The 22,049-nt window shown below is 53.0% G+C and carries 20 protein-coding genes; 16 read left to right on the top strand and 4 right to left on the bottom strand.

The window, feature by feature from the left end:
- Positions 1-1,654 precede the first annotated feature (1,654 nt).
- From RBB77_RS01935 to RBB77_RS01915, 5 genes are all read left to right on the top strand, one after another.
- On the top strand, positions 1,655-2,143 hold the full coding sequence (locus RBB77_RS01935) for a hypothetical protein (protein ID WP_353064498.1): 489 nt from the start codon (positions 1,655-1,657) through the stop codon (positions 2,141-2,143).
- 179 nt (positions 2,144-2,322) lie between these two features.
- Positions 2,323-2,841: a class I SAM-dependent methyltransferase gene (locus RBB77_RS01930; protein WP_353064497.1), complete on the top strand. Its 519-nt coding sequence runs from the start codon at positions 2,323-2,325 to the stop codon at positions 2,839-2,841.
- 327 nt (positions 2,842-3,168) lie between these two features.
- A complete protein-coding gene (locus RBB77_RS01925) occupies positions 3,169-3,999 on the top strand; it encodes a response regulator (protein WP_353064496.1) in 831 nt (276 codons plus the stop codon).
- Positions 3,983-4,399: a hypothetical protein gene (locus RBB77_RS01920; RefSeq protein WP_353064495.1), complete on the top strand. Its 417-nt coding sequence runs from the start codon at positions 3,983-3,985 to the stop codon at positions 4,397-4,399. The genes RBB77_RS01925 and RBB77_RS01920 overlap by 17 nt, the downstream gene beginning before the upstream one ends.
- Positions 4,400-4,443: 44 nt before the next feature.
- The gene (locus RBB77_RS01915) at positions 4,444-4,779 is read left to right on the top strand and encodes a hypothetical protein (RefSeq protein WP_353064494.1); all 336 of its coding nucleotides are present in this window, start codon (positions 4,444-4,446) and stop codon (positions 4,777-4,779) included.
- Positions 4,780-4,904: 125 nt separating this feature from the next.
- On the opposite strand, the gene RBB77_RS01910 is transcribed toward RBB77_RS01915, so the two are convergent.
- The 3 genes from RBB77_RS01910 to RBB77_RS01900 form a co-directional block, all read right to left on the bottom strand.
- Positions 4,905-6,029, bottom strand: a complete 1,125-nt coding sequence (locus RBB77_RS01910) for an LLM class flavin-dependent oxidoreductase (RefSeq protein WP_353064493.1) — start codon at positions 6,027-6,029, stop codon at positions 4,905-4,907.
- Between the two features lie 169 nt (positions 6,030-6,198).
- On the bottom strand, positions 6,199-6,756 hold the full coding sequence (locus RBB77_RS01905) for a YceI family protein (RefSeq protein ID WP_353064492.1): 558 nt from the start codon (positions 6,754-6,756) through the stop codon (positions 6,199-6,201).
- A 94-nt stretch (positions 6,757-6,850) separates the two neighbouring features.
- Positions 6,851-7,315: a MarR family winged helix-turn-helix transcriptional regulator gene (locus tag RBB77_RS01900; RefSeq protein ID WP_353064491.1), complete on the bottom strand. Its 465-nt coding sequence runs from the start codon at positions 7,313-7,315 to the stop codon at positions 6,851-6,853.
- 475 nt (positions 7,316-7,790) lie between these two features.
- Between RBB77_RS01900 and RBB77_RS01895 the strand changes: the two genes are divergently transcribed.
- A complete protein-coding gene (locus RBB77_RS01895; RefSeq protein WP_353064490.1) occupies positions 7,791-8,387 on the top strand; it encodes a TniQ family protein in 597 nt (198 codons plus the stop codon).
- Positions 8,388-8,956: 569 nt separating this feature from the next.
- Here RBB77_RS01895 and RBB77_RS01890 read toward each other — a convergent pair.
- Entirely contained in the window at positions 8,957-10,591 is a 1,635-nt protein-coding gene (locus RBB77_RS01890; protein WP_353064489.1) for a sigma-54-dependent Fis family transcriptional regulator, read from the bottom strand.
- A 463-nt stretch (positions 10,592-11,054) separates the two neighbouring features.
- Between RBB77_RS01890 and RBB77_RS01885 the strand changes: the two genes are divergently transcribed.
- The 10 genes from RBB77_RS01885 (at position 11,055) to RBB77_RS01840 (ending at position 21,728) form a co-directional block, all read left to right on the top strand.
- On the top strand, positions 11,055-11,906 hold the full coding sequence (locus RBB77_RS01885) for a hypothetical protein (RefSeq protein ID WP_353064488.1): 852 nt from the start codon (positions 11,055-11,057) through the stop codon (positions 11,904-11,906).
- 105 nt (positions 11,907-12,011) lie between these two features.
- Positions 12,012-12,707, top strand: coding sequence for a DUF2490 domain-containing protein (locus RBB77_RS01880; protein ID WP_353064487.1), 696 nt, complete (start codon positions 12,012-12,014; stop codon positions 12,705-12,707).
- A 253-nt stretch (positions 12,708-12,960) separates the two neighbouring features.
- Positions 12,961-13,290: an antibiotic biosynthesis monooxygenase gene (locus RBB77_RS01875; RefSeq protein ID WP_353064486.1), complete on the top strand. Its 330-nt coding sequence runs from the start codon at positions 12,961-12,963 to the stop codon at positions 13,288-13,290.
- Between the two features lie 37 nt (positions 13,291-13,327).
- The gene (locus RBB77_RS01870; protein WP_353064485.1) at positions 13,328-14,989 is read left to right on the top strand and encodes an arylsulfatase; all 1,662 of its coding nucleotides are present in this window, start codon (positions 13,328-13,330) and stop codon (positions 14,987-14,989) included.
- 87 nt (positions 14,990-15,076) lie between these two features.
- Positions 15,077-15,586: a DUF4136 domain-containing protein gene (locus RBB77_RS01865; RefSeq protein WP_353064484.1), complete on the top strand. Its 510-nt coding sequence runs from the start codon at positions 15,077-15,079 to the stop codon at positions 15,584-15,586.
- A 22-nt stretch (positions 15,587-15,608) separates the two neighbouring features.
- Positions 15,609-16,334, top strand: coding sequence for a hypothetical protein (locus tag RBB77_RS01860; RefSeq protein WP_353064483.1), 726 nt, complete (start codon positions 15,609-15,611; stop codon positions 16,332-16,334).
- 57 nt (positions 16,335-16,391) lie between these two features.
- The gene (locus tag RBB77_RS01855; protein WP_353064482.1) at positions 16,392-18,590 is read left to right on the top strand and encodes a patatin-like phospholipase family protein; all 2,199 of its coding nucleotides are present in this window, start codon (positions 16,392-16,394) and stop codon (positions 18,588-18,590) included.
- A gap of 98 nt (positions 18,591-18,688) precedes the next feature.
- Positions 18,689-19,276, top strand: a complete 588-nt coding sequence (locus tag RBB77_RS01850; protein WP_353064481.1) for a YceI family protein — start codon at positions 18,689-18,691, stop codon at positions 19,274-19,276.
- Positions 19,277-19,335: 59 nt separating this feature from the next.
- Entirely contained in the window at positions 19,336-20,742 is a 1,407-nt protein-coding gene (locus tag RBB77_RS01845; RefSeq protein WP_353064480.1) for a DUF3300 domain-containing protein, read from the top strand.
- A 44-nt stretch (positions 20,743-20,786) separates the two neighbouring features.
- Entirely contained in the window at positions 20,787-21,728 is a 942-nt protein-coding gene (locus RBB77_RS01840; RefSeq protein ID WP_353064479.1) for a DUF2950 domain-containing protein, read from the top strand.
- The last annotated feature ends 321 nt before the right edge of the window (positions 21,729-22,049 follow it).

Genomic DNA, 22,049 nt, shown 5'->3' with positions numbered 1-22,049 from the left:
CCGGTGGGTGTCGATGATGCTTGTGGCTGTTCTGGATTGAGTCACTTGAAACTCCTTTATATATTTCTGTTCTGTTGTGTGAACCTGTTGCGACGCTCGCGCGGTCTGAGCTACAAACGAGCCCGAAACTCCAAAGCGGCCGAATCGCTTGCGTCCCAACGATCATCTGACAGCGGGTAAATGCCGTCGGCCAACACCGTACAGATCACCGTGACGCTCTCCTGTATGAACTACAGGCTCAGTCTATGAGGGAGCACGAGCATTTGCAGTGACCGTCATCACACATGCCGGTCGCATCTGCGGCAAGTAATGCGAAAAATCGAATCGCTCAGAGTGCCGAAGTGAGTGTCGAACCTAAACCTGCTATGCATCTCCGCGAGCCGAACTTCACCATTCAGGTTGGGCAACATAGGACCATCAGCGAGCATGTTCACTTGAAACCAATACAAAAGCCAGCAGTCGCGTAGACCGCTGGCTCCTACTTTTTTAACGGCTCAATGGTTGAGTTGCCGGGTGCTCCGAAACAAGCAGTTTGGATCGCCCTTATTTTGTTTGGCTTCCCGCATTCGCTTCCCGCTGCTCATCGAGCGGTCTTGGATTCATACTCCCGCTTTCTGGGCGTGAGTCGTTGGCTTTCAGATCGACGTCGCGGGGATGTTCCGACGGTGATGTGACCAGGTGTGCTTTGTGGGCACTCGAAAGATGATTTCTTACATCCGATCCTTTATTTAACATAGCTGCTCCAGTATTTCCGCTGCGTACTTGGAGGGTGCTCGTCTAGCGCGGAGCAAATGATTGCTTAAGGCGAGATGCGAAGAGACTCGCTAATCCTTATAGGATACGCTTTGATCCGCCACTACGCCGCCGCTGACCACTTATCACATCCATCTGCTCTTTCAGGCGGCCAGCGCTCGTAAGAGGTAAGGCATAGAACTTCCTCCATATATCTCTACGCGTCCTTCCAAAGAGCCAGGTTTTATCTGGACAGTAATACTTATGTAAGGTTGCCGACAGAGGCGAACAGAGCGCATCTCATATAATGCCGGCAAAACCAGAATTTGCCTTGTCTTGTCAGAGACGTGATTTGCTTCCGTGCCCGCAGACGGTCGACCTTGCGAACTGATGCTAGGGGCGTGCCTATGTTTTTCGCCACAATAATCTTTATCTATCTAGGTTGCTCGAAGTGAGCCGCAATCCGCTGGCTCCGCACGATACTACGGTTCTATACCCAGACAAACCGTTCTCTACGAGGCCAACCAAGGAGTACTTAGCGGAGATGATCGGAGAGCAGCGGACCACGAGGTCACAGGTATAGCTGGAGTACTGCATGAGCACGAGCTCATCAGTTATAGCCGAGGTCGTGTTCACATACTTAATCGTCAAGGTTTGATCGCCGTGGCGTGTGAATGCTACCCGGTCACGAGGGGTATGCGACGAAGACAATCGGCACAGATGCAGTTTTCAGTACATTTGCCGATGCAATACCAACATAGATCGCACGAAACTCGGGGAAGATGCGGAATGCCAATTTTCCCTTTTCTTTGCTTCGGTTTTGGGTACTTGGTCCTGCCTGTAGTCGTCTATTTCCTCGCGTTCCGTCAATTGGTTCATTCGCTTTCAGTTAGTAGATTCTAGTCGTCGAAATGAGGACAGCGTGAGTTGCTTAAAAATAGGTCTGCTATCGCTTTTCATGGCACCTGCGATTCTCCAGTCGCAGGTCTCGCCCTCCAACAATTCACTTAGAGATGACAGGGAGTCGCGTGAGTGCATTGTCAAGACTCCGGGCAATACCGTCACCATGGAGATCACAATCCACTTTAATACCAAGCAGTCGACGGATGGACTCAATGTGATAATCGTCTTTGTCGATCCGCATGGGATTGTCCTCCCATTCACAAGCGTTCATGCGACTTATATAGCAGAAGAGAGATATAACCTGACCGCCCGTGTCGGGGAACAAGCCGTGATCGGCGAATATCACCTCACTGAAATGCGGGTAGCATCTCAGCTCGTCTATACAAGAGCGTTCCATGCCGATTACAAAAACTCGAAGCAGACTTGCATTGCCATCGAGCAAGGAATTCAGATACCTTCGTCGCCAATCCCCGAAGGGGAGATAATTCATATAGGGCCGCCGGAGTAGGAAACCACTTTCGCCCAAATACGAGCATACGCAGACCTCCAGAAGGCCACGAAGCCTGCTGCGCGGATGGACGCCGGCATGGACATGAACACTTCCTTTCGACGGAGTGACTTCCTGAAACGCCCGAGAATATTACTGCTCAAAGTCGTCTTCTTGTCAGTGAGAAGTACAGTTTAGAGATGAAGATCAGTGAGGCAACAGCCCTCATCCGTACTCCCGTCATTGAGCGGGCGCAACCTCAATCCTGGTGCGATCTCGGTTGTGGCAGCGGAACGTTCACAACGGCGCTTGCGCAGTTGTTGGCTTCCGGGAGTACCATTCATGCCGTTGATCTGGACCAGGGAGCGCTGAAAAGAATTCCTGAGCAGTATCACGGTGTCACAATCCGTAAGGTTCTGGGAGATCTACGCAGCTCTAGCCTTCGGCTTCCCGCGGCAGATGGGATTCTCATGGCAAACACTCTGCACTTCATTGAGGACCAACATCTGTTCCTGAAAAAACTCTTGTCTGTGACCGATCGTTTCCTGATTGTGGAATATGAGCGGTCTAGGCCAACTCCTTGGGGACCATATCCGGTTGGCTTCGAGAGACTCCGAGAACTCTCCAGCGAGGCAGGATTGAAGCGCGTAGAAAGACTGGCAACACGGGCATCGCGGTTTGGTGGCACCATCTATTCAGCCTTAGCCGGGCGATCCTAATTAGGTGAATGATCGATCGGACAAAACAAAAGCGCGGTTGTAACGGCTCTGCACTTTTTCAAATATGACAGTGCTCCCGATATGGCTTCTCGGCTTCCAGCGCAGGCAAGCACAGTCATTTTCCGTTGGGACTATAGTTGCGTTCTTATCGCTACTGGTCTGTGCGAGAGGAAAGTGTTGCCTTTGAGCTTCGAGAACTGCTGACGACAAGCTCATTTATGAGTCGCTGTTAATAGTTCCCTTTTTTCGGTCGGTATGCGACAAAGTGTACAATTTTACATAACTGGGGACACTCGGACACTCGTCTGCGACCATTTGGAGGTATCCATGGCGCTCGCGAAAGTTTTGGTGGTTGATGATGACCAAGCCATCCGCATGAGTCTTTGCGCAATCCTTGAAAAAAATGGTTTCGAGGTAACTTGCGCCGGCGATGTCAGTGAAGCCCTGAAGTTCATCAGTTTGCATAAGTACGATGTGCTGCTTAGTGATTTGCATATGCCGGGGCCCGGAGACGGACTTACCGTTGTCAGTGCCATGCGTCACGCAAATCCCGAAGCAGTGACGATGCTCTTGAGTTCGTTTCCCGAGATGTCCGCGGCCGCCAATGCCATTCTGATGCAAACGGACGAGATTCTGGTCAAGCCGATGAAGGTGCCAGACCTCATCGACGCGATTAAGCAGCGTCTCGCCAAGGGACCGCTCCATAAGCGTAAGGTCGAAACCTTAGCCGCAATTCTCGAACGCACTACAGAGGACGGCATTGCTGACTGGTATGAAGAGGTCGAGAAGGAAGAGACCCTGATGGCGGTGCCTCTTAGTCGTGCGGCCCGTTGCAAGCATCTACCCCAACTCTTCCGGGATCTTGGGCGCCGGCTGCTTGCGCTTCATCCGCTCGGCACCAGAGAACTTAAGTCAGAAGCAGCTTCGAATCATGGATTTGACCGACGCAGGCAGGGCTACACGGCGGCCATGATGGTGGAAGAGAGTCGCATTCTTCAGGTGACCATCTTCCATACACTTCAGAAAAACCTGGGCACCATCGACTTTAGCGTTCTGCTTCTCGGCGTCATGACGATTGCCGATGAGGTGGATTCACAGTTAAGCCAAGCAATGAAAAGCTACATCGCCGAATCCGTTCAAGATGCCCTGCCCGCATAAGAGCGATACCAGGGAATTTCGCATTGAAGGGCCGCATGCTGGCTGGGGATCGGATCTGATCCAGGGTCTATTTATTACTGCGGCATCGGCACTCTTTGCGTTTGTGCGATATGAGCAGCGACGGAAGCATCCGCTGTTGGATCTGAGGTTCTTCCATAGCGTGCCATTCTCAAGCGCGACGGTTCTGGCGGTGAGCGCCTTCTCCTGCTTTGCCGGTTTTCTTTTTCTAAATGCGCTATACCTGCAGCAGGTACGTGGATTTTCCGCTTTTCATACAGGACTGGCCACGCTTCCGCTGGCGATAGCGATGATCGTATGCGCACCATGGTCGGGACGGTTGGTTGCAGCCCACGGCCCTCCCTACTGGTTGCCGGAGTCGGATTCCTGGCCAGTACTCTGATGCTTACGGGACTGAATCAACAAACGCCCATGATTTGGCTGACGGTGGCATACGCATTGTTCGGCGTGGGGCTCGGCATGGTGAATCCCGCAATAACGAACAGCGCAGTGGCAGGAATGCCACTGTCGCAAGCTGGTGTCGCAGCAGCGGTCGCATCGACCAGCCTGCAGGTGGGTGCAGCTCTGGGGGTGGCGGTATCGGGAACGGTAGTGGCAGCAAGCCGCGTGCATGGTATGGATTTCACCACGGCGACGCACGCAATCTGGTGGGTGATGACGGCATGTGGTGCGGTGGTGTTGGCGCTAGGCTTTGCGTCAAATACGAACTGGGCACAAGCAAGCACCGAACGGGTGGCACACTTGCTTCAAGAGCGGCACTGAATCAGATTCCACAAGTCTCCTCAAACCGACTTCAAGTCACCGCTGCCCCGGTGAATGAGTGCATTGGCGATTTATCATCCTTGGAATTACGCGAATCCAACAGGGTCACGCCGATCGCTGCCGTATCATGCCCGAGTCACAGCCAACTCATCTTCATTGGATGATTCTCCATCCGATGTTGGTGGTTGAATTTCATCCGCTGTCGTTGGAGCATCTGTCCTTGTCTCGGCTCTTATGACTGGAGCGACTTTCTCGCCAAAGAGCACAATCGCTTTTGCGACCTCACGGAAAGGAAGGCGTCCGATGTCGATCTGCGCGAGAAAACGATCATGATGGAGGAGTTCGTACTCCCGCATAATCTTGTCGATCATCTCCTGCGCGGAGCCGATCATCAGGCCTGTGCCTGGTCCGGTCATACTTTGGAACTCGTCCGGCGAGAGTTTCACTGCTCGCTTGCCCCGCGGCATCGCTTCGCTCAGATATTGCTGGTAAAACGCCCGATGAAACTCCCGTACCTGTTGTGCGTCCTCACCGAGGTAGGCGTGACTGTTGATACTGACCTTCAAATTCGAAAGAGAATGTCCGGCTCGTTGACCGGCCTCTCGGTACAGGTCAACGATTGGTTTGATGCCAGTCATCGGACCTCCCAGAACTGCCAGTGCCATCGGCAGACCCAAGGTCCCCGCGCGAACCGCACTCTGCGGTGTACCCCCCACACCGATCCAGATCGGCAACTCCCGCTGTATGGGGCGCGGGGAGATCTCCGCATCTTGCAAGGCACTGCGGAAGTTTCCTCTCCAGGTGATCCGCTCCGTCCGGCTGAGCTTTCTGAGGAGGTCGAGTTTCTCTGAGAACAGCTGATCGTAGTCACGCAGGTCGACTCCGAACAACGGGAATGGTTCTGTAAAGACTCCTCGTCCTGCGATGATCTCTGCACGACCTCCCGAAATAAGATCCACCGTGGAAAAGTCTTGAAAGACCCGAACCGGATCGGCTGCGCTCAAGACCGTCACTGAACTCGTGAGCCGAATGCGTTTGGTCGTCTGAGCGATCGCGGCCAGGACGATCGCTGGGGACGAGACGGCAAAATCGAGGCGGTGGTGTTCTCCAACGCCGAACACTTCGAGCCCCACCTGATCCGCGAGCGTAGCCGCTTTGATTGTTTCGTCGATACGGTCATGGGCATTCATCTGAACGCCCGTTTTGGGGTCCGTGATGAGATCGGAGAGCGTGTAAAGACCGAGTTCCATAGTTACCTAGCCTTCTGTTCAGCTTTTGAAAGAACCAACATCCGAATGTTGGGGGTTGCGGGACGATCCTCATGAGACGAGGTGCGCTAAGTTCAATTTGTGCACCGCCAGAACACGCGTTGATGCTGTGCTCTGGCGGTTGATCATCTTTCCAACTCCAGTGCCGCCCTTATGCCTGCTTCACGAACTCCAGGTCCAGAGTGATGCTGACATCCTCGCTCACCATCAAACCGCCGGCCTCGAGGGCTGCGTTCCAGGTCAGCCCGAACTCCTTGCGATTGATCTTCGTGGTCGCCGACAGACCAATGCGCGTGTTGCCCCACGGATCCTTCGTCGCCGGAGACGGCCCTTCTACCGCGAACTGCACGCTGTGGGTGACACCCTTGATCGTCAGGTCGCCCGTGACTACGACTTCGCCATCTGACTTCAGCGCGATGTGCGTGGACTTCAACTGCATCGTCGGAAACTGCTCGGCGTCGAAGAAGTCCTCACCCTTCAGGTGGGCATCGCGGCCCTCATCCCGTGTGTGGATCGAAGCAATCTCGATCGATGCCTCCACGCTCGACTGCGTCAGATCATTCTCATGCAGAGATAGTGTGCCGGTCACGCTGGTGAAGTTACCCTTCAGGTTGGAGATCATCATGTGTTTGACCTTGAACTCGACAACGGAGTGAGTCGAATCGACGTTCCAGGTGGTGATTGCGGGGGTTGCAACTGTGGTGCTCATAAGGGTGTTTCCTTTCCGGTGGCTTGCACCGTGCTCTCCAGTTATTTGATGCGTTGCAAGGATATTCGTTACAACAACTATTAGGGCAAAAAAATTAACCGTGAGGTTGGCGCGCAAGACGCAGCAGATCCGTCAGAAGCTTCAATCGCTTGGCCCCAAGGTGACCCAGGAGTTCGAAATGAGTCGCAAGCACGGGTTTATCCAGCCGCGCCAGCAGTTTCAGTCCCTCCGGCGTAATCCGCGCCCACACCGTCCGCCGATCCTTACTCTCCCGGGAACGGGAGACTAAAGACCGCTTCTCGAGCCGATCAAGCAGCCGTGTGATATCTGAGTCCCGCGTCACCATACGGTTGCCAATCTCGCCGCACGGAATTCCCTCCGGGGCGCCCCGCAGAATCCGCAGCACGTTGTACTGTGTCTCGGAAAGATCTTCGGCTTTCAACACCTGCGCAAACCGGTGCGACAGAACCTCCATCGTCCGCATCATCTCAAGGTGCGCGACCTCTTCTGGGGAGGATCCTGGCTTTGGCTTGGACTCGGTTTGGACAGGGGTTTTCATCTACTTCCCAACGATATTCCTTATAACAGATATTGTCAAGAGGAATGATGGGATGTTAGCGACCAGCAAAAAGGCTCAGTCCAAACCGGGTGAGCCTTTAAAGCCCTGGGGGAAGGATTTCCGCCGAAGCCACACATTTTCTGTGGGCTTTTCTGATTGGCGCGGTGGAAGATAGGGTCAGGCTAGTGCCGGGATGTCGGTTTGTGTCCGCCGATCCGTCCGGGCGTGATCCTCGGATGACGATATCAGGCCAATGCACTCATCGAGCTATTCAGGTCGGTCCCTGCCTTCGGCACGTTACCGAATAACCAGCTTCTCGTACAGTTGCTTCCCGTGAAGCCAATCTCCCGTATCGCTGAAGAATTCCATCTGGTATCCAATAGCCCTGAGTCCAGTACAGAATATCGGTGTAAATTGAGCTCGAAATGGGTCTTCCAGTACGAAATAGCGTTGTAATCGGCCAGCCTGATTAGGGGTGACGAACGTGTCAAATCTCTTACCATGGCACCCACGCCGTCTTGACGACGAGATTTTGTCTTCCTGGATTCTTAGGATTGCAGCCGGGAATAACGTGTCCGTTAGAAGCCTTTGTGCATGGCTTGGGAACGACCAACCTGTTGCAGCGTTGGATCGCATGGCGTACACAAGTCCGTTCATAGACTCCATCGCAGAGGCGATTGGAGTCGAAAAAGAACAGGTAATTGAATGCCTACCTTCCAGCCTTCATGGACTGTCGAGGACACCGGTCTATCGACCACTGGGAGCCGCGCCTATGCCGTGGCGTCTATGGCAAGGGTCATACGGTGTTATGGGTAACCAGTATTGCCCAACTTGTCTTGGGGAGAAGGGTCACCATCAGCTCCCGTGGTCTATCGCCATATACACCTGCTGTTTAAGGCACAGTTGCTTCCTTCGAGAAAGCTGTCCTCACTGCGGAAACCATTTCGAAGTGCGTCTCGATTTCTCAACTCGAGCTTGGTTAATCCAGGAAAGGACCTGCAACGGTGCGCTTACTGCAATCGATCAGTCGCTAGTTGCGCACCATCCGAGCGCGCGGACAAAAGGACTTTGAGACTGTGTCACGTGCTGGGCTCATTGGCCAGGAAATCCAGTTGTGAAAGTTTTTTCGGGGTGTTGGCGAGACTTCTCTACGTTATGTGCCGTCCCTCTACCTCAGCGGAGAACCTGAGGGCGCAAATGCTGCCAGGTTCGCACCAAATCACTTCCAGACATCCGAGTGGTGCGCCGATGAATTTCGAATATCTCGATGTGAAATCGAGAGCCTACATGCGCCAGGCAGTTGTGAGTCTCTTCGCAGACTGGCCAAATCATTTAATTGAGACCCTTAGATCGACAAATCCATTGCATTATCATCTCCATTCGTTTAAGGACCTACCGAGCTGGTACGAACGGGCGGAAAGGGTTGCAATGATTCCATGCTCTAGAGATAGCGAGTTCTAGCGATGGGTTCATGATTGATTCTCGGCTCAAAGTATTCCAGCTGAATTCCCGGTGGGAGTGCCTAGGGGCTTTGTTTCACTTGTGCAGAGCTCATTGTTCCAAAGCCGCAATCCATTAGGGCCTGGACTCAATCAGGCATTTCAAATGGGTTGAGCCACGTAGGTAACTGACTAATTATGCTCAGTGTTCGAGTTTCGAAGTGATGCCATGGCGAACCAACATGGAATCTAGAGTCGTCGGTTTCAGACCGAGCAATTCCGCCGCTCCACCTTTGCCTCGTATCCTTCCACCTGTGATTTCAAGAACATTGCGTAGATGCCCACGCTCTGCATCGCTTAGAAGCATGCTATGTGTGAGCTCCCCCAAAGCGCTTGATGGAGGGTAGATACGGAGTCTTGGACCATTGGCAAGAATCATGGCCCGTTCAACAGTATTGCGTAGTTCACGGATATTGCCCGGCCATCGATACATTTGCAGAGCCTGCATGCAGTCTTTGTCTATCGATTCGATTGGCTTACCGAAGGACTTTGAGAACTCATGAACAAAGGCCTCGACAAGTAAAGGAATATCCTCGATGCGGTCACGCAGAGCTGGCATGTGGATCGGGAATACATTCAATCGATAGAAGAGATCGCTCCTGAATCGTTTCTCCCGGATCTCTGTCTCCAGATGACGATTGGTCGCCGCAACAATTCGCACATCAAAAGATATGCTCTTGGAGCTGCCCAGGCGTTCGACCTGCTTTTCCTGGAGTGCGCGCAGCAGCTTGGATTGCACGTCAAGAGGTAGCTCTCCGATCTCATCCAGAAAGAGCGTCGAGCCGTGAGCCACTTCAAAGCGCCCAGCCTGCCTTGAAAGCGCCCCTGTGTAGGCACCCTTCTCGCGGCCAAAGAGTTCACTCTCGATAAGAGTTTCCGGGATCGCTGCGCAGTTCAACCTGACCATGGGCCGTTTGCCGCGCGGACTTAGTTCATGGATAGCGGACGCGATGAGCTCTTTTCCTGTTCCTGTTTCACCACACAAGAGAACGCTGGAGTTAGTGCCGGCCACCTGATCGACCTGTTCCAGCACCTTTCGGAGCGCTGTGCTATTGCCTATCAGGCCTCTGTGCCCGCGAGCAGACTTCACTTCCTGTTGCAAATAGATGTTTTCACGTTGAAGCTGATCGCGAAGGCGCTGCACTTCCTCGAGCGCTTTCTTCGTGTCATCTTCTGCGCGGGTTCGCGCAAGAGCACTCCCAATCATCTCGACAAAAAACTTCAACCGGGTAATGAGCGTCTCTGGCCAAACTCGCTCATGGTGTACTGTCCCGAACGCCAACGCTCCGATGACCTTGCCCCCTACTCTAAGTGGGAAGGTAGCGTTGGAGCGTGGTCCGAACCGACGTGCGACTTCCTTCTCCATGTACGCTTCGGCGGGAAGATCGTCGATGGAGGCGAAACAGACCGTTTCACCACAGAGAATTTCGTTCGCCATCCAAGGGAGATCTTTGATCGCGAATCCAGGAAATGGCTTTAGGTCAGGGAGTTGCCAGCTGTGGGTTAGCACGAAACGCTCGTTATCACGTAATTGAACGAGAGTGCTGCGGTCGAGCTCCAGGGTTTCTGCAATTCGCTTTTGGGCACAGACGGTCTTTTCATCGATGGACGCGGAGGTCACGCCTGCGAACTGCGTTGAAAGCTCCGTCATCAACATTTCGAATCTGAGTCTATCGTCTAGATATGAACTCAGCGTGGCTGAAGGATAGGGTCCCCCCTGAATCGGTAGCTTTTCTTCACACAATTCTTCCGTGACATGCAGAGCTGAATGGGTCATGACGACCTTCTCTCCTGAGTACACGAACGGGCCCGATGCTGGCGGTTCCGGCTCACAGCAATGATTGCCGCCTGAAACCTACTAAATTCAGTTGTTGTGAGCAAGCGTAAGGTATCACGGCAAGTCGAAGACTTGCCCATTTATTTGTCGGTTAGCGAACATCAAAAATTGACGGATGCAGTAATTTTGGCGCTACGGCCAAACTCCGAAGAGTCGGAGCTAACTCCGAACGGTCGGAGTTAATTTCATTGAGGAGGTACTGCGTCTTTATTGGAAAGAGAAGGTAAGTCTTTCTATAACAGCGACCTGGACGAAAGTTATCATCCGCAGCCTTTGGCCCTAAGGGTGCATTAGTGATGTAACTCGTTGCGATTCCGGATCGATGAAGCGGCGCATTTTGCGAAGCAACGAGGACCAGATCGACTGACCAAACAACGCAGGTTCAACCTTATAAGAGGATCCTATGACTCGATCGGTACGGTTTCAACGGCGACAGCCGACATGTTTTGTTGTGCTGGCGGCTTTGCTTGGGTCATTTGCACCTACTACTGCGATTGGGCAGCAGGCTGTGGGTATGACTTCTCAAGATCAGACCGCCAGCGCGACCGGCGCACAGGCGGTTAATCCCGCAAACGACGACAACTGGCATCTCGCAATCAGCCCTTATCTATGGTTTGCGGGGGTGCATGGCACGATCGGCGCACGCGACCGTTCCGCTAGCTTTCACGCAAGCGCCGGAGACGTAATCTCGAAGTTGAACATTGGTCTCATGGGTGCAGTTGAAGCTCGCAAGCGACGTTTTGTTGTGCCGATTGACTTCATGTGGATCAAGCTCTCCGATGACACAGCGACTCCAGAGAGTCCGTTCCCTGGGTTGACCTCTATCAAGGCGAAGGCAACTCAGACTATCTTTACGCCTAAGGTCGGTTACCGCCTTCTGGATAGTCCAAAGCTAAAAGCTGACGCACTGGTGGGACTTAGGTATTGGCATCTGGGCGAAAATCTGAGCTTCCAGCCTTCAGGGCTTTTGGACAACTACTCCCAAGCAGCTAACTTCGTGGACGTGATTGCTGGAGCAAAGATCAGTATGGCACTTTCACCGAAGGCCTCGGTGACGATCCTTGGCGATGCGGGAGCCGGCCAGGCGAACCTGGACTATCAAGTGGCGGCGTATTTGGGTTACAGAATTAAACCCGCGGTCATGCTTGGGGTTGGCTGGCGCTATCTGGACATCAACTATCGTCCGGCCTCCAACTTTGTCTATGACGCTGCTCAGCAAGGCATATTGCTCGGAGTCACCATTAATCTCAAGTAGTTGCGCCACGTCTCAAACCGTTGCAGACGCCAGCTCTCACTATGGGAGGTCTTTGTTGCAAGGCAATCTTCAACTTGTGGACACATGGATCGCCACACCATCTTGATGTCCCTTCCGAAGCTCACGTTGTCCTTAGCACTGCTGACGACGTGCACGGCTGCCGCGTTGGCGCAGCAGACAGAAGCTCTGCCCGAGCTGGACCCATATCTCAAGGTGAATGCAAGCGTGCGATTCAGACTGCAGGCCGCAAATACCAGAGAGGGTGGCGATCCAACTCAATTAACGATAGGCCCAGATCTGGAGCTCTATCTAAAGCCTCTAGTCCGATTGAAGAAGATAACAGCGTTTGACCTCGATGAGGCAAAGGCTCGTCCGTTGATCTTCACTGAGGGATACCGGTATCTTGCAACCCCCGGCTCGCCCTCAACCAATCGAATGGTGCTGACGATAACAGGGCACTATCCGCTGAGGCTCCAACTTCTGCTCACAGACAGAAATCGTGCCGACCTGGACTGGACGAACGGAACATTCAAGTGGCGCTATCGCAACAGGCTTCAGACCGAGAGGCCAATGAACATTCGTTCCTATCACCCAATCCCCTACATCAGTGCCGAGGTTTATTACCAGGAACAGTATCAAAAATGGGGTACAACCGAACTTTATGCAGGTTGCTTGTTTCCTATAAAGAAGAGATACGAATTCGATCTCTACTACGAACATCAGAACAACACCGGTAAGAGTCCGAACAGCCAACTCGAAGGCATTGGACTCAAGCTGAATATGTTCTTTTCCGTGAAATGAGTAGCCGTTTGATCGTACACATCTCGGGCCTAGCGCCCGGCGCATGCTGCCCGTTGAGAGAGTTCTTCATAAGCAGGAGATATCTTCGCAGACTCCGACCCTTCGGAGTCTCCTCCGATTAGTCGGAGCCTCAGGGGAACGCGACAAACAGGATGCATTGGAGGCTTTAGTTCATAAGCCTCTTACCCTTCGCTACTTAAGATCTCTGCGCTCATACGAAGAAAGTTGGTCACTCGATTGCTCTTAGAGAGTCATGTTCCAAATCAGCCTAAGAATGATGGCTCGACCCAATCGTTCCATGGAAGCTGTCGAGGCCCTGCGATCTATCAGAGTTGCCTCGCGAATGGACCGGGGATTCATTGCGGGCCGGATCTACCAGGAAGTCGATAATCCAGACGCTCTCTGCTTTGAGCAGGACTGGTCGAGCGAACCAGAGTTGAAATCGCACATTCGATCGAACTGCTTCACTGATCTGTTGATGCTTATGGAGACATCCCCCGAGGTACCGGTACTTGAGATTCATTCAATCAGGGATGTGTTTGGGATCAATTACATCGAGGCCGTACGTTATTCCGACAGCTAGGCGAGTAGTAGAAGCTGAAGACATTCGAGGAGACAGCATGAACTTTAAAGCAGGAAGCAAGCAGATGGCGGTACTTCTTTTTACCGTCGTAATGCTCTTCGTTAGCGTGTGCCAGGTTCTGCAAGCGCAAGCTCCATCCGCCAAAAAGCCAAACATCATCGTGATCATGGGGGATGATATCGGATGGTTCAATCTCGGCTCTTACAACTCTGGCATCATGCTGAACGCGACTCCTAATCTCGACAAATTCGCTAAGCAGGGGATGAGGCTTACCGATTACTACGCCGAGGCTAGTTGCACTGCCGGTCGCGCCAACTTCATTACGGGCGAACTGCCGATACGTACAGGCTTGACCACGGTCGGTCAAGCAGGCTCGTTGATCGGCTTGCCAGCACAAGCGCCAACGATCGCAACCGCGCTAAAGTCACTTGGTTATGAGACTGGCCAATTTGGCAAAAACCATCTCGGCGACCACAACTCCGCGTTACCGTGCGTACACGGCTTCGACGAATACTTCGGCTATCTTTATCACCTTAACGCGATGGAAGATCCCTTTTATTACACCTACCCCGCCGAATGGAAGGACACGGTTGGTCCCCGAAATCTGATTCATTGCTGGGCAAATGACACATCTGACTCCACGGTACAGCCGCGATGGGGAGAGGTGGGTAAACAGAAGATAGTGGATGAAGGACCTCTGCCGCCGGACCCAAGGCCGGGAATTAAATACGACATGGGCACGTTTGATGAGGTGATTACACAATCAACCATCGAATTCATGGAGAAAGCCAAGAAGGACGATAAGCCGTTCTTCGTCTGGATGAATCCCACACGGGCGCACGTGTTAACTCATCTGTCGCCGAAGTACGACGGAATGCGCAACACGGAGACCGACTTCGGATTGGAAGAAGCGGCACTCAAGCAGATGGATGACAACATTGGCGTAGTCCTGAAGTGGGTTCATGATTCCGGTGAAGAGGACAATACGATCGTTGTGTTTACCACCGACAACGGCGCTGAGGTATACACCTGGCCCGATGGCGGCACAACCCCGTTCGCGGGCGCAAAGGGAGAGGTCACCGAAGGCTCTTTCAGGGTTCCAGCTTTGATCCGTTGGCCAGGACACGTTAGAGCCGACACGGTATCGAATGGCATCATGTCCGGCCTCGATTGGTTTCCGACGCTGGTTGCAGCAGCGGGAAATCCGGATATCAACGGTCAACTACTCAAAGGTGTGAAGCTGGGCGACCGCAGCTACAAGGTTCATCTCGACGGGTACGACCAGACTGATATGCTGACCGGCAACGGACCTTCCAAGCGGCATGAGATCTGGTATTTCGCCCAGACAAAGCTCGGGGCACTTCGGTATGACAACTACAAATACCAGTTCATTGTTCAGCCACAAGGATGGATAGGGCCGACTGTCTATCCAAACATGCCCATTCTCACAAACCTTCGGCAGGATCCTTTCGAACGCATGGGTTGGCCTTCCAACGGCTTCACTAACGGCTCTATCGCATATTGGGACTCGTTCAAACACGAGATGTGGCGGTTCGTCGTGCCCGGACAGGTCATCGCAAAATACATTCCGTCGATGATTGAATATCCCCCAATGCAAGCGGGCGGAAACTTCAGTATCCAGGATTTGAGAGAAAAAGTAGAGGCCGCACAGAAAGCAGCATCGGCGGGCAATGAGTAAGTCGGATGGTATGAAACGATAAGTAAGCGTCTAATTCACGGCGAGAAGCAACGATCTGCCTGAACACCGGTAGTAAGAGAGGCAACAATGAAAACTAAATTCGCATTGTGCGTGATGATACTGTGTTCGACGGTCGCGGTTGCTACCGGACAAACAGTCTCCGTGAACTACAACCAGAGCCAGAGTTTTTCCCAGTACCACACTTACGCTTGGGGTTCAGACAACGCTAATAAGGTTCAGAACTCGATCCTGGCACAGGTAGCGGTACAGGATATCGATGCCGCACTCCAGAGTAAGGGGCTTCAAAAAGTCGAAGAATCACAGAAGCCTGACATACTCGTCACGGCCAACGGTGGAATGAAAGAGCAAACCTCCTACACCGCGATGGGAATGCGCGGGTTTGGAGGCGGTATGGGGAGCATCACCCCGCAGCAAAACGTGATTGGCACGTTGATCGTAGATCTGTATGACGCGAAGGGTCAGAGCTTAGTCTGGCGTGGCATTGCACAAAACACCTTGGACAACAATGGCAATAAGAACCAGCAGTTGGTTCAGAAGGCTGTGACGAAGATGTTCAAGCAGTGGCCAAAGAGCTAGTTACTCATTGACGAGTTTACGAATGAACAAACCGGGAGAATATATGTTTAGACATTCATTATTGACAGCGCTAATCGCGACCTCTCTTCTTAGCTCTGTCCCTCAAATTTGGGCTCAAAATCCCGAGATGCAGCAAAAGTTGATGGAGATCAAACAGTCTGCAGCGGCTAACAAACAATCCCTCGCACGCTACACATGGATGGAACAGCAGACGACCAGCATTAAAGGTGAAGTTAAAAAGACACAACAGTTTCAAGTTCGAATAGGACCAGACGGTCAGCAGCAAAAGATCGAGCTCAATCCGCAGGCACCTCCCGCCCCCAGCGGGGGACGATTTAAGCAACGTATAGTCGCTAAGAAGACGGAAGAGTTTAAAGATTATGGACAGCAAATCGCAGAGCTCGGCAAACAGTATGCACAGGTTGATTCGCAGGCGCTCGACCAGGCTTACCAACGCGGCGATATCTCACTGCAACCCAACGGGGCAGCCGGTACGGTCAGCCTGATCATCAAGAACTACCTGAAGCCCGGCGATTCCGTCACTCTCGTATTCAATCGGCAGCAGAAGGCACTCTTGTCCGTACAGGTTGCCAGTTACCTTACAGATCCGAGCGACGCAGTGAGAATTGCCGTGCAGTACGATAAGCTGCCCGACGGTACCAATCACGTCACTTCGAATCAGGTGACTGGGGTCAGTAAACAGCTGGGTGTAATGATTCAGAACTCTTCCTATCAACCCATCGGTTGATCGCAGACGTTGAAGATCAATACCCGTTTCAGAGAGGCAGTCATGCACTCCAGAGCCATGCGATCATTGTTTCTACTTGGCGCTTTGGCGATCAGCAGCTGCGGCTATTCACAGGTACCACCCAAGCGGGATAGCGCGACGCGACCCAAGCTAGGTTTGGTGCTCGAAGGCGGGGGAGCCCTGGGACTCGCTCATATTGGAGTCATCACCTGGATGGAGGAGCATCACATCCCGGTGAGTTATGTCGCAGGAACCAGCATGGGTGGCTTAGTCGGTGGAATCTATGCGACAGGGCGCTCTCCAGCCGAGGTCAGAGAACTTATCAACGGGATCGATTGGGATCAGGTGCTGAGCGGCGAAACTCCATTCACCGATCTTTCTTTCCGGCGCAAACAAGACGCTCACGAGGTTCCCGGTTCTCTTGAGTTTGGCTTGCGGAAAGGTCTGCAATTCCCGGCGGGCTTCAATACCGGCGAACAGGTTGACCTGATTCTCGACCGTGTTGCGCTCCCTTACTCAGAGCTCCCTACCTTCAACGATCTGCCTATCCCCTTCGCATGCGTAGCGACAGACTTGGTCTCCGGCAAGCCGCATGTCTTTCATGATGGTTCTCTCTCCCTCGCAATGAGATCGACCATGTCGCTACCTGGGATCTTTTCGCCGGTCCGGTCGGGAGACCATCTTTATGCAGATGGTGGCTTGCTCAACAATATTCCGATCGACGTTGCCAGAGATATGGGCGCCGATGTAGTCCTCGGAATTCACCTTGAGACTGAGCCCTTAAGTCCAAAAGCAACTCTACCCAGCTACGGTGTGCTAGGACAGTCCATCTCCGTCATGATTGCAGCCAACGAACTGCGGTCGATGGAGCAAGCCGACATCTTGGTGACAGTGCCCCTCCAGAAGTACACGACTCTTGATTACGATAAGGCCGATGCCATTATCAAAGTAGGCTATGACGCCGCAGCAGCAAAAGCAGCCGTTTTAGCAGCGTACTCGGTAAGCCCGGGCGAATGGGAGGAATATCTCGCAGTACGCAATTCGCGGCGCAAGAGTGTACCGATACCGACCTTTGTCGAAGTCACCGGCACAGCTTCTCCTGTAATGAAGCAGGGAATGGAAAAGCAGCTGTCTGGGCTGGTGGGGAAACCAATCGACACAGAGACGTTGGGTCAGGACATGATGTCCATCATCGGACAGGGTCGCTTCTCAACCTCCACGTATTCAATGGTTGAGAAGGATGGCCAACAGGGTCTTCAGATTCAGACCGAACAGAAGGCCTATGCGCCTCCTATCGTACGGCCACTCATCCTGATCGACGGGTCGGACTACAACAATGTCTTATTCAGTATTGGTGCTCGTGTAACATTTCTGGACTTTGGGAGTTACCGATCCGAGTTACGCACTGACGTTGTTGTCGGATCTCAGTACCTTCTGGATACTGAGTACTACCACCCGTACACCCCATCCAGCAATTGGTTTATCGCACCCAGAGCGGGGCTCAACAGTCAGCAATTGAATGTCTACTCAGGCAATACGTTGCAGGCAAGCTACCGCCTACGAGAGTTTCTTGGCGGCATCGACACAGGATATGCTTTCGGACGAACGGGCGAACTCCGACTTGGATATGAAGGTGGTTATCAAAAGATTTATCCAGAGATCGGCAACGTGCCGACTCTGCCTACAACTTCAGGAGCGACCGGAGACGTCAGGATTCAATATCAGCTGACGACACTGGATCAACCCGTTATCCCACGCTCCGGAGTCAGTCTCTTGGCTTACACAAAAGGATACACGGTCAATCCCGCTGCGCCGGGCCCCTTTCCAGTGACCGAGATTCAAGCGCAGGACTTCTTCCGCTTGAACAAGCCGTCTTCAATATTTGTAGGTGCGTATGGTGGTAGTACCTACGGCTACAAGGCCGGCGTACCCGCCTTCTCTCTCGGTGGCTCTCAACGGTTGGTAGCCTGGAGCACCAATGAGCTGCTCACAAACCAATATTTCCTCGGACAGATAGGCTACATCCGAGAACTGGCTCACCTGCCACCTTTGCTCGGTAGCACAGTGGACTTCCTTGGTGTCTTGGAGGTGGGGAAGACGTATAAACTCCCCAACGGTCCGAGCCCGCCAAATCTTCCCATGGATGCCGCGGCGGGACTTTTGGTCAACACAATCTTTGGACCCGTCCTGGTAGCCGGTTCAGTAGGAGACTACGGTCATGCACGGTTCTACTTCCGCATAGGGCGTGTCTTTTAGCGTGACGAATCATTTCCGTAACGGAGCTTTTTACGACCAAACACTCTCGTTTCGAATTCAACGAGTTTAGACAACAGCTTCACCGAAAGGAATTCTTAATGAAGATCAAATATCTATCCATCTTCGGTTTTCTGATAGCTTCGCTCTCGTTGTCAGCTCATTCACAAGTTCCTGTCTTCAAAGTCACCCCGCAACAGAGCTCCGTTAAATTTTTCGTGAAGTCCTCAGTCGCTCTCGCGGGTGACTTCAAGAAGTGGGATGCTAACTTAACCTTCACCTCAACCGACGTCACGTCGGGCGCTTTGGATATCGAGATTCAGGCCGCATCGGTAGATAGTGGAAGTGGCATGAAGGACGACAAGCTCAAGAGCAAGGACTTCTTCGACGTCACGGAAGATCCGGTCATTACATTCAAGTCGACAAAAATCGTCCAGACTGGCCCAAACACCTTTGATGTGCCAGGGACCTTCACCATACGAGGTGTTTCTAAACCTGAAACCCTGTCTCTAACCGTTAGCGGCGTCGGAACTGGCTCGGGTGATATCAAGGGCACAATGGCCTTCGACCGCAAAGAGTTCGGCATGAATAGCGGAATTCCGTTCATCAAAATCGCCGACCGCGTTGAGGTCAATGTCGACATCTTCGCGAAGCGTGTTAGCGGTCCGCCAGTTTCACTGAAAAAGTAAGGACCTAAAGGTGAACCTGGTAGTGCTTTAGGCTTTAAAACGTTTGTCAAACGGAGAAGATGATGATCAGAGCTAACACGAAGCAAATTTTGGCGATAGCGCTCTCGTCACTGCTGGTCCTTCAAGGTGCACCGGTGGAAGCCGTAGCTCAGCAGGCAGCGCCGTCAGCATATCCTGGTCAGGGCGCTCCGCTGTCGGCCGCGGACTTGCAACAGTTAGTCGCGCCGATTGCGCTGTATCCGGACGCCTTGGTTGCTCAGATTTTGGGCGCTGCGACGTTTCCGGATCAGATCGTTGCTGCAGCTGGCTGGCTTAAGAATCAATATCTTACTGGCGCACCTCTTGCAAATCTTGTTAATACTCAGCAATGGGATCCCAGTGTAAAGGCTCTCACTCAGTTCCCATCGGTCCTCAACAATTTAGCAAGTAATCTCAGTTGGACCTCAGCGTTAGGAGAGGCCTACCATACCCAGCCGAGCGACATCATGTCTGCCGTTCAGTTTCTGCGGGCCAAAGCGCAAGCTGCCGGCAATTTGAAATCCGGATCGCAAATTACAGTAGTGCAACAAGCGCCTCAAGTAATCGTGATTCAACCAACTAATCCGCAAGTGGTGTATGTGCCGACGTACAACCCCACTGTGGTATATGGCACGCCGTACGTGACACCGGGATACAGTACGGCGGCAGTTGTGACGACCGCGGTACTCGCATTTGGAGTCGGCATCGCCGTAGGGGCAGCGATGAGTAATAACAGCTGGGGGTACAGCTACTGGAATTGCAACTGGCACGGTGGGACGGTGGTTTATCACAGCAGTGGCTACTACGGAAACAGTGCATGGCATGGCGGCTACTACGGCTCCAGCGCGACGGCCTACGGGCCAAACGGAGTAGCGAAAGCAGGTAATGCGTACAATCCGTCGACTGGTACGTATGCACGAGGTGCATCGACCACGACAGCGTACGGCACCCAAAAGGTTGGTCAAGCTTACAACCCGAATACCGGAGCATATGCCGCCACTCATCAAACGTCGAACGCCTATGGGAGTTATGGCAGTTCCGTGGTTTCGAAAAATGGCAATACAGCCTACACGCAACATCAAACCACAGCAGCCGGTTCGGTAGGATCGGTACAAACGTCAGCTGGTGGAAAGGGCGTAGCTGCATCGGGCACCTACGGCAACAATGCAGCAGCGGGACAAACCGCAAACGGCAATAAATACGCGACGGCGAACGGGAATGTCTACAAAAACACGGGAAGCGGATGGAACCAGACACAAGGCACGAGTCACAACACTTCGAGTTACTCAGGAGCCAACTCCGCCGCTGCTAAAGGTTACGGGGGACAGGAAAAGAGCAGCGGATCTTCAGCCTTTGGAGGAGGCAGTAGCGGATGGCAATCACGGCAGGAGAGCGCTCGTGGTTCAGCGAGCCGCGGTGGTGGTGGCGGCTGGGGGGGTAGAAGGTGACACAAATGACGCTAACAGGAACAAAGTCGATCCCGGAGAATGCAATGTCGCTTACATGCCGCAAATTTATACTCACACTGAGACTCTTATTTCTGCTTGTGATCCTTCCCGTTGTTCCGTGTCAGGCCTATGAGAAACCTTCGACGCGCGTATTTGCGTCGCCGGACGAGGCGGGGAACGCTCTGCTCACCGCGGCGAAGACCAGAGATGTGGATGCGCTTATGGCAATCTTCGGTCCGAACTCAAAGGAACTGATTCTCTCTGGAGATGCCGTACAGGACAAATACACGGCAGATTCGTTTGTCGCTGAGTATGGTGTTATGCACCGCTGGCGCACAATGCCCGATGGCGGTCAGATGCTACTGGTCGGAGCTGATAACTTTCAATTTCCGATTCCGTTGAAGAAAGACAGTGATGGTAGCTGGTTCTTTGATACGGATGCAGGTAGAGAAGAGGTTCTAAACCGCCGTATCGGCAGGAACGAGTTGGCGATCATCAATGCCTGTCAGGCGGCCGCTGCAGCGGAGGCAGACTACTTCAATCATCTTCACGATGGTGAAAAGGTGAAGCAGTACGCGTCGAAGTTCATCAGCGATCCTGATAAGCAGAATGGCTTGTACTGGAAGCCTGTGAATGGCAAGCCGACGAGTCCACTCGGACCATTGGCGGCTGCGGCATCATCGGATGGCTATGTCGCCCACGCAACCGGGCACACTGCATTCCATGGCTATTACTTCCATATGCTAAAGGGCCAGACCGAAAGGGCACCTGGCGGAGCAAAAGACTATGTGATCGAAGGAAAGATGACCGGCGGCTACGCGTTCGTCGCCTACCCTGCGGAGTATGCAAACTCCGGTGTGATGACCTTCATCATCAACCAGGATGGTGTACTGCTCCAGAAGGATCTGGGAAAGAACACCGCGGAGATAGCAAGCTCTATGAACGAGTTCGATCCGGATTCTGACTGGACCATCGTCGAGCCGTAAAACTGCTTGTTTCTTCGTCGGATACTATCCGCCGAGCGGTGAATATCAGATAGCAGTCGCAGAATCCACGGTCTTACCGCCACGAGTAAATGCTCGAACGCATCCACTTACGGATTTCTCACTATGAGAGAGCCGCCGGCCTACATGCGGTGACATGCAAGGATGGTCCCGATCGACGATCTTCTGGTTGATTTCAGTTGAAGCAGACAGGTTTCGCAATCATCGAGAAACGCAGCGCGGCGCCATTCACCCTCTTTCGAGGAATGAGGGTCCTTATTCAGGATAGGTCGCGGGGGGTCGAACCCGGTTCCATACGCATTG

It is taken from the genome of Tunturibacter psychrotolerans, assembly GCF_040359615.1.
GTDB lineage: Bacteria > Acidobacteriota > Terriglobia > Terriglobales > Acidobacteriaceae > Edaphobacter > Edaphobacter psychrotolerans.
Note: the sequence above shows the minus strand (reverse complement) of the source record. Positions and strands in the feature narration are given on the sequence as shown.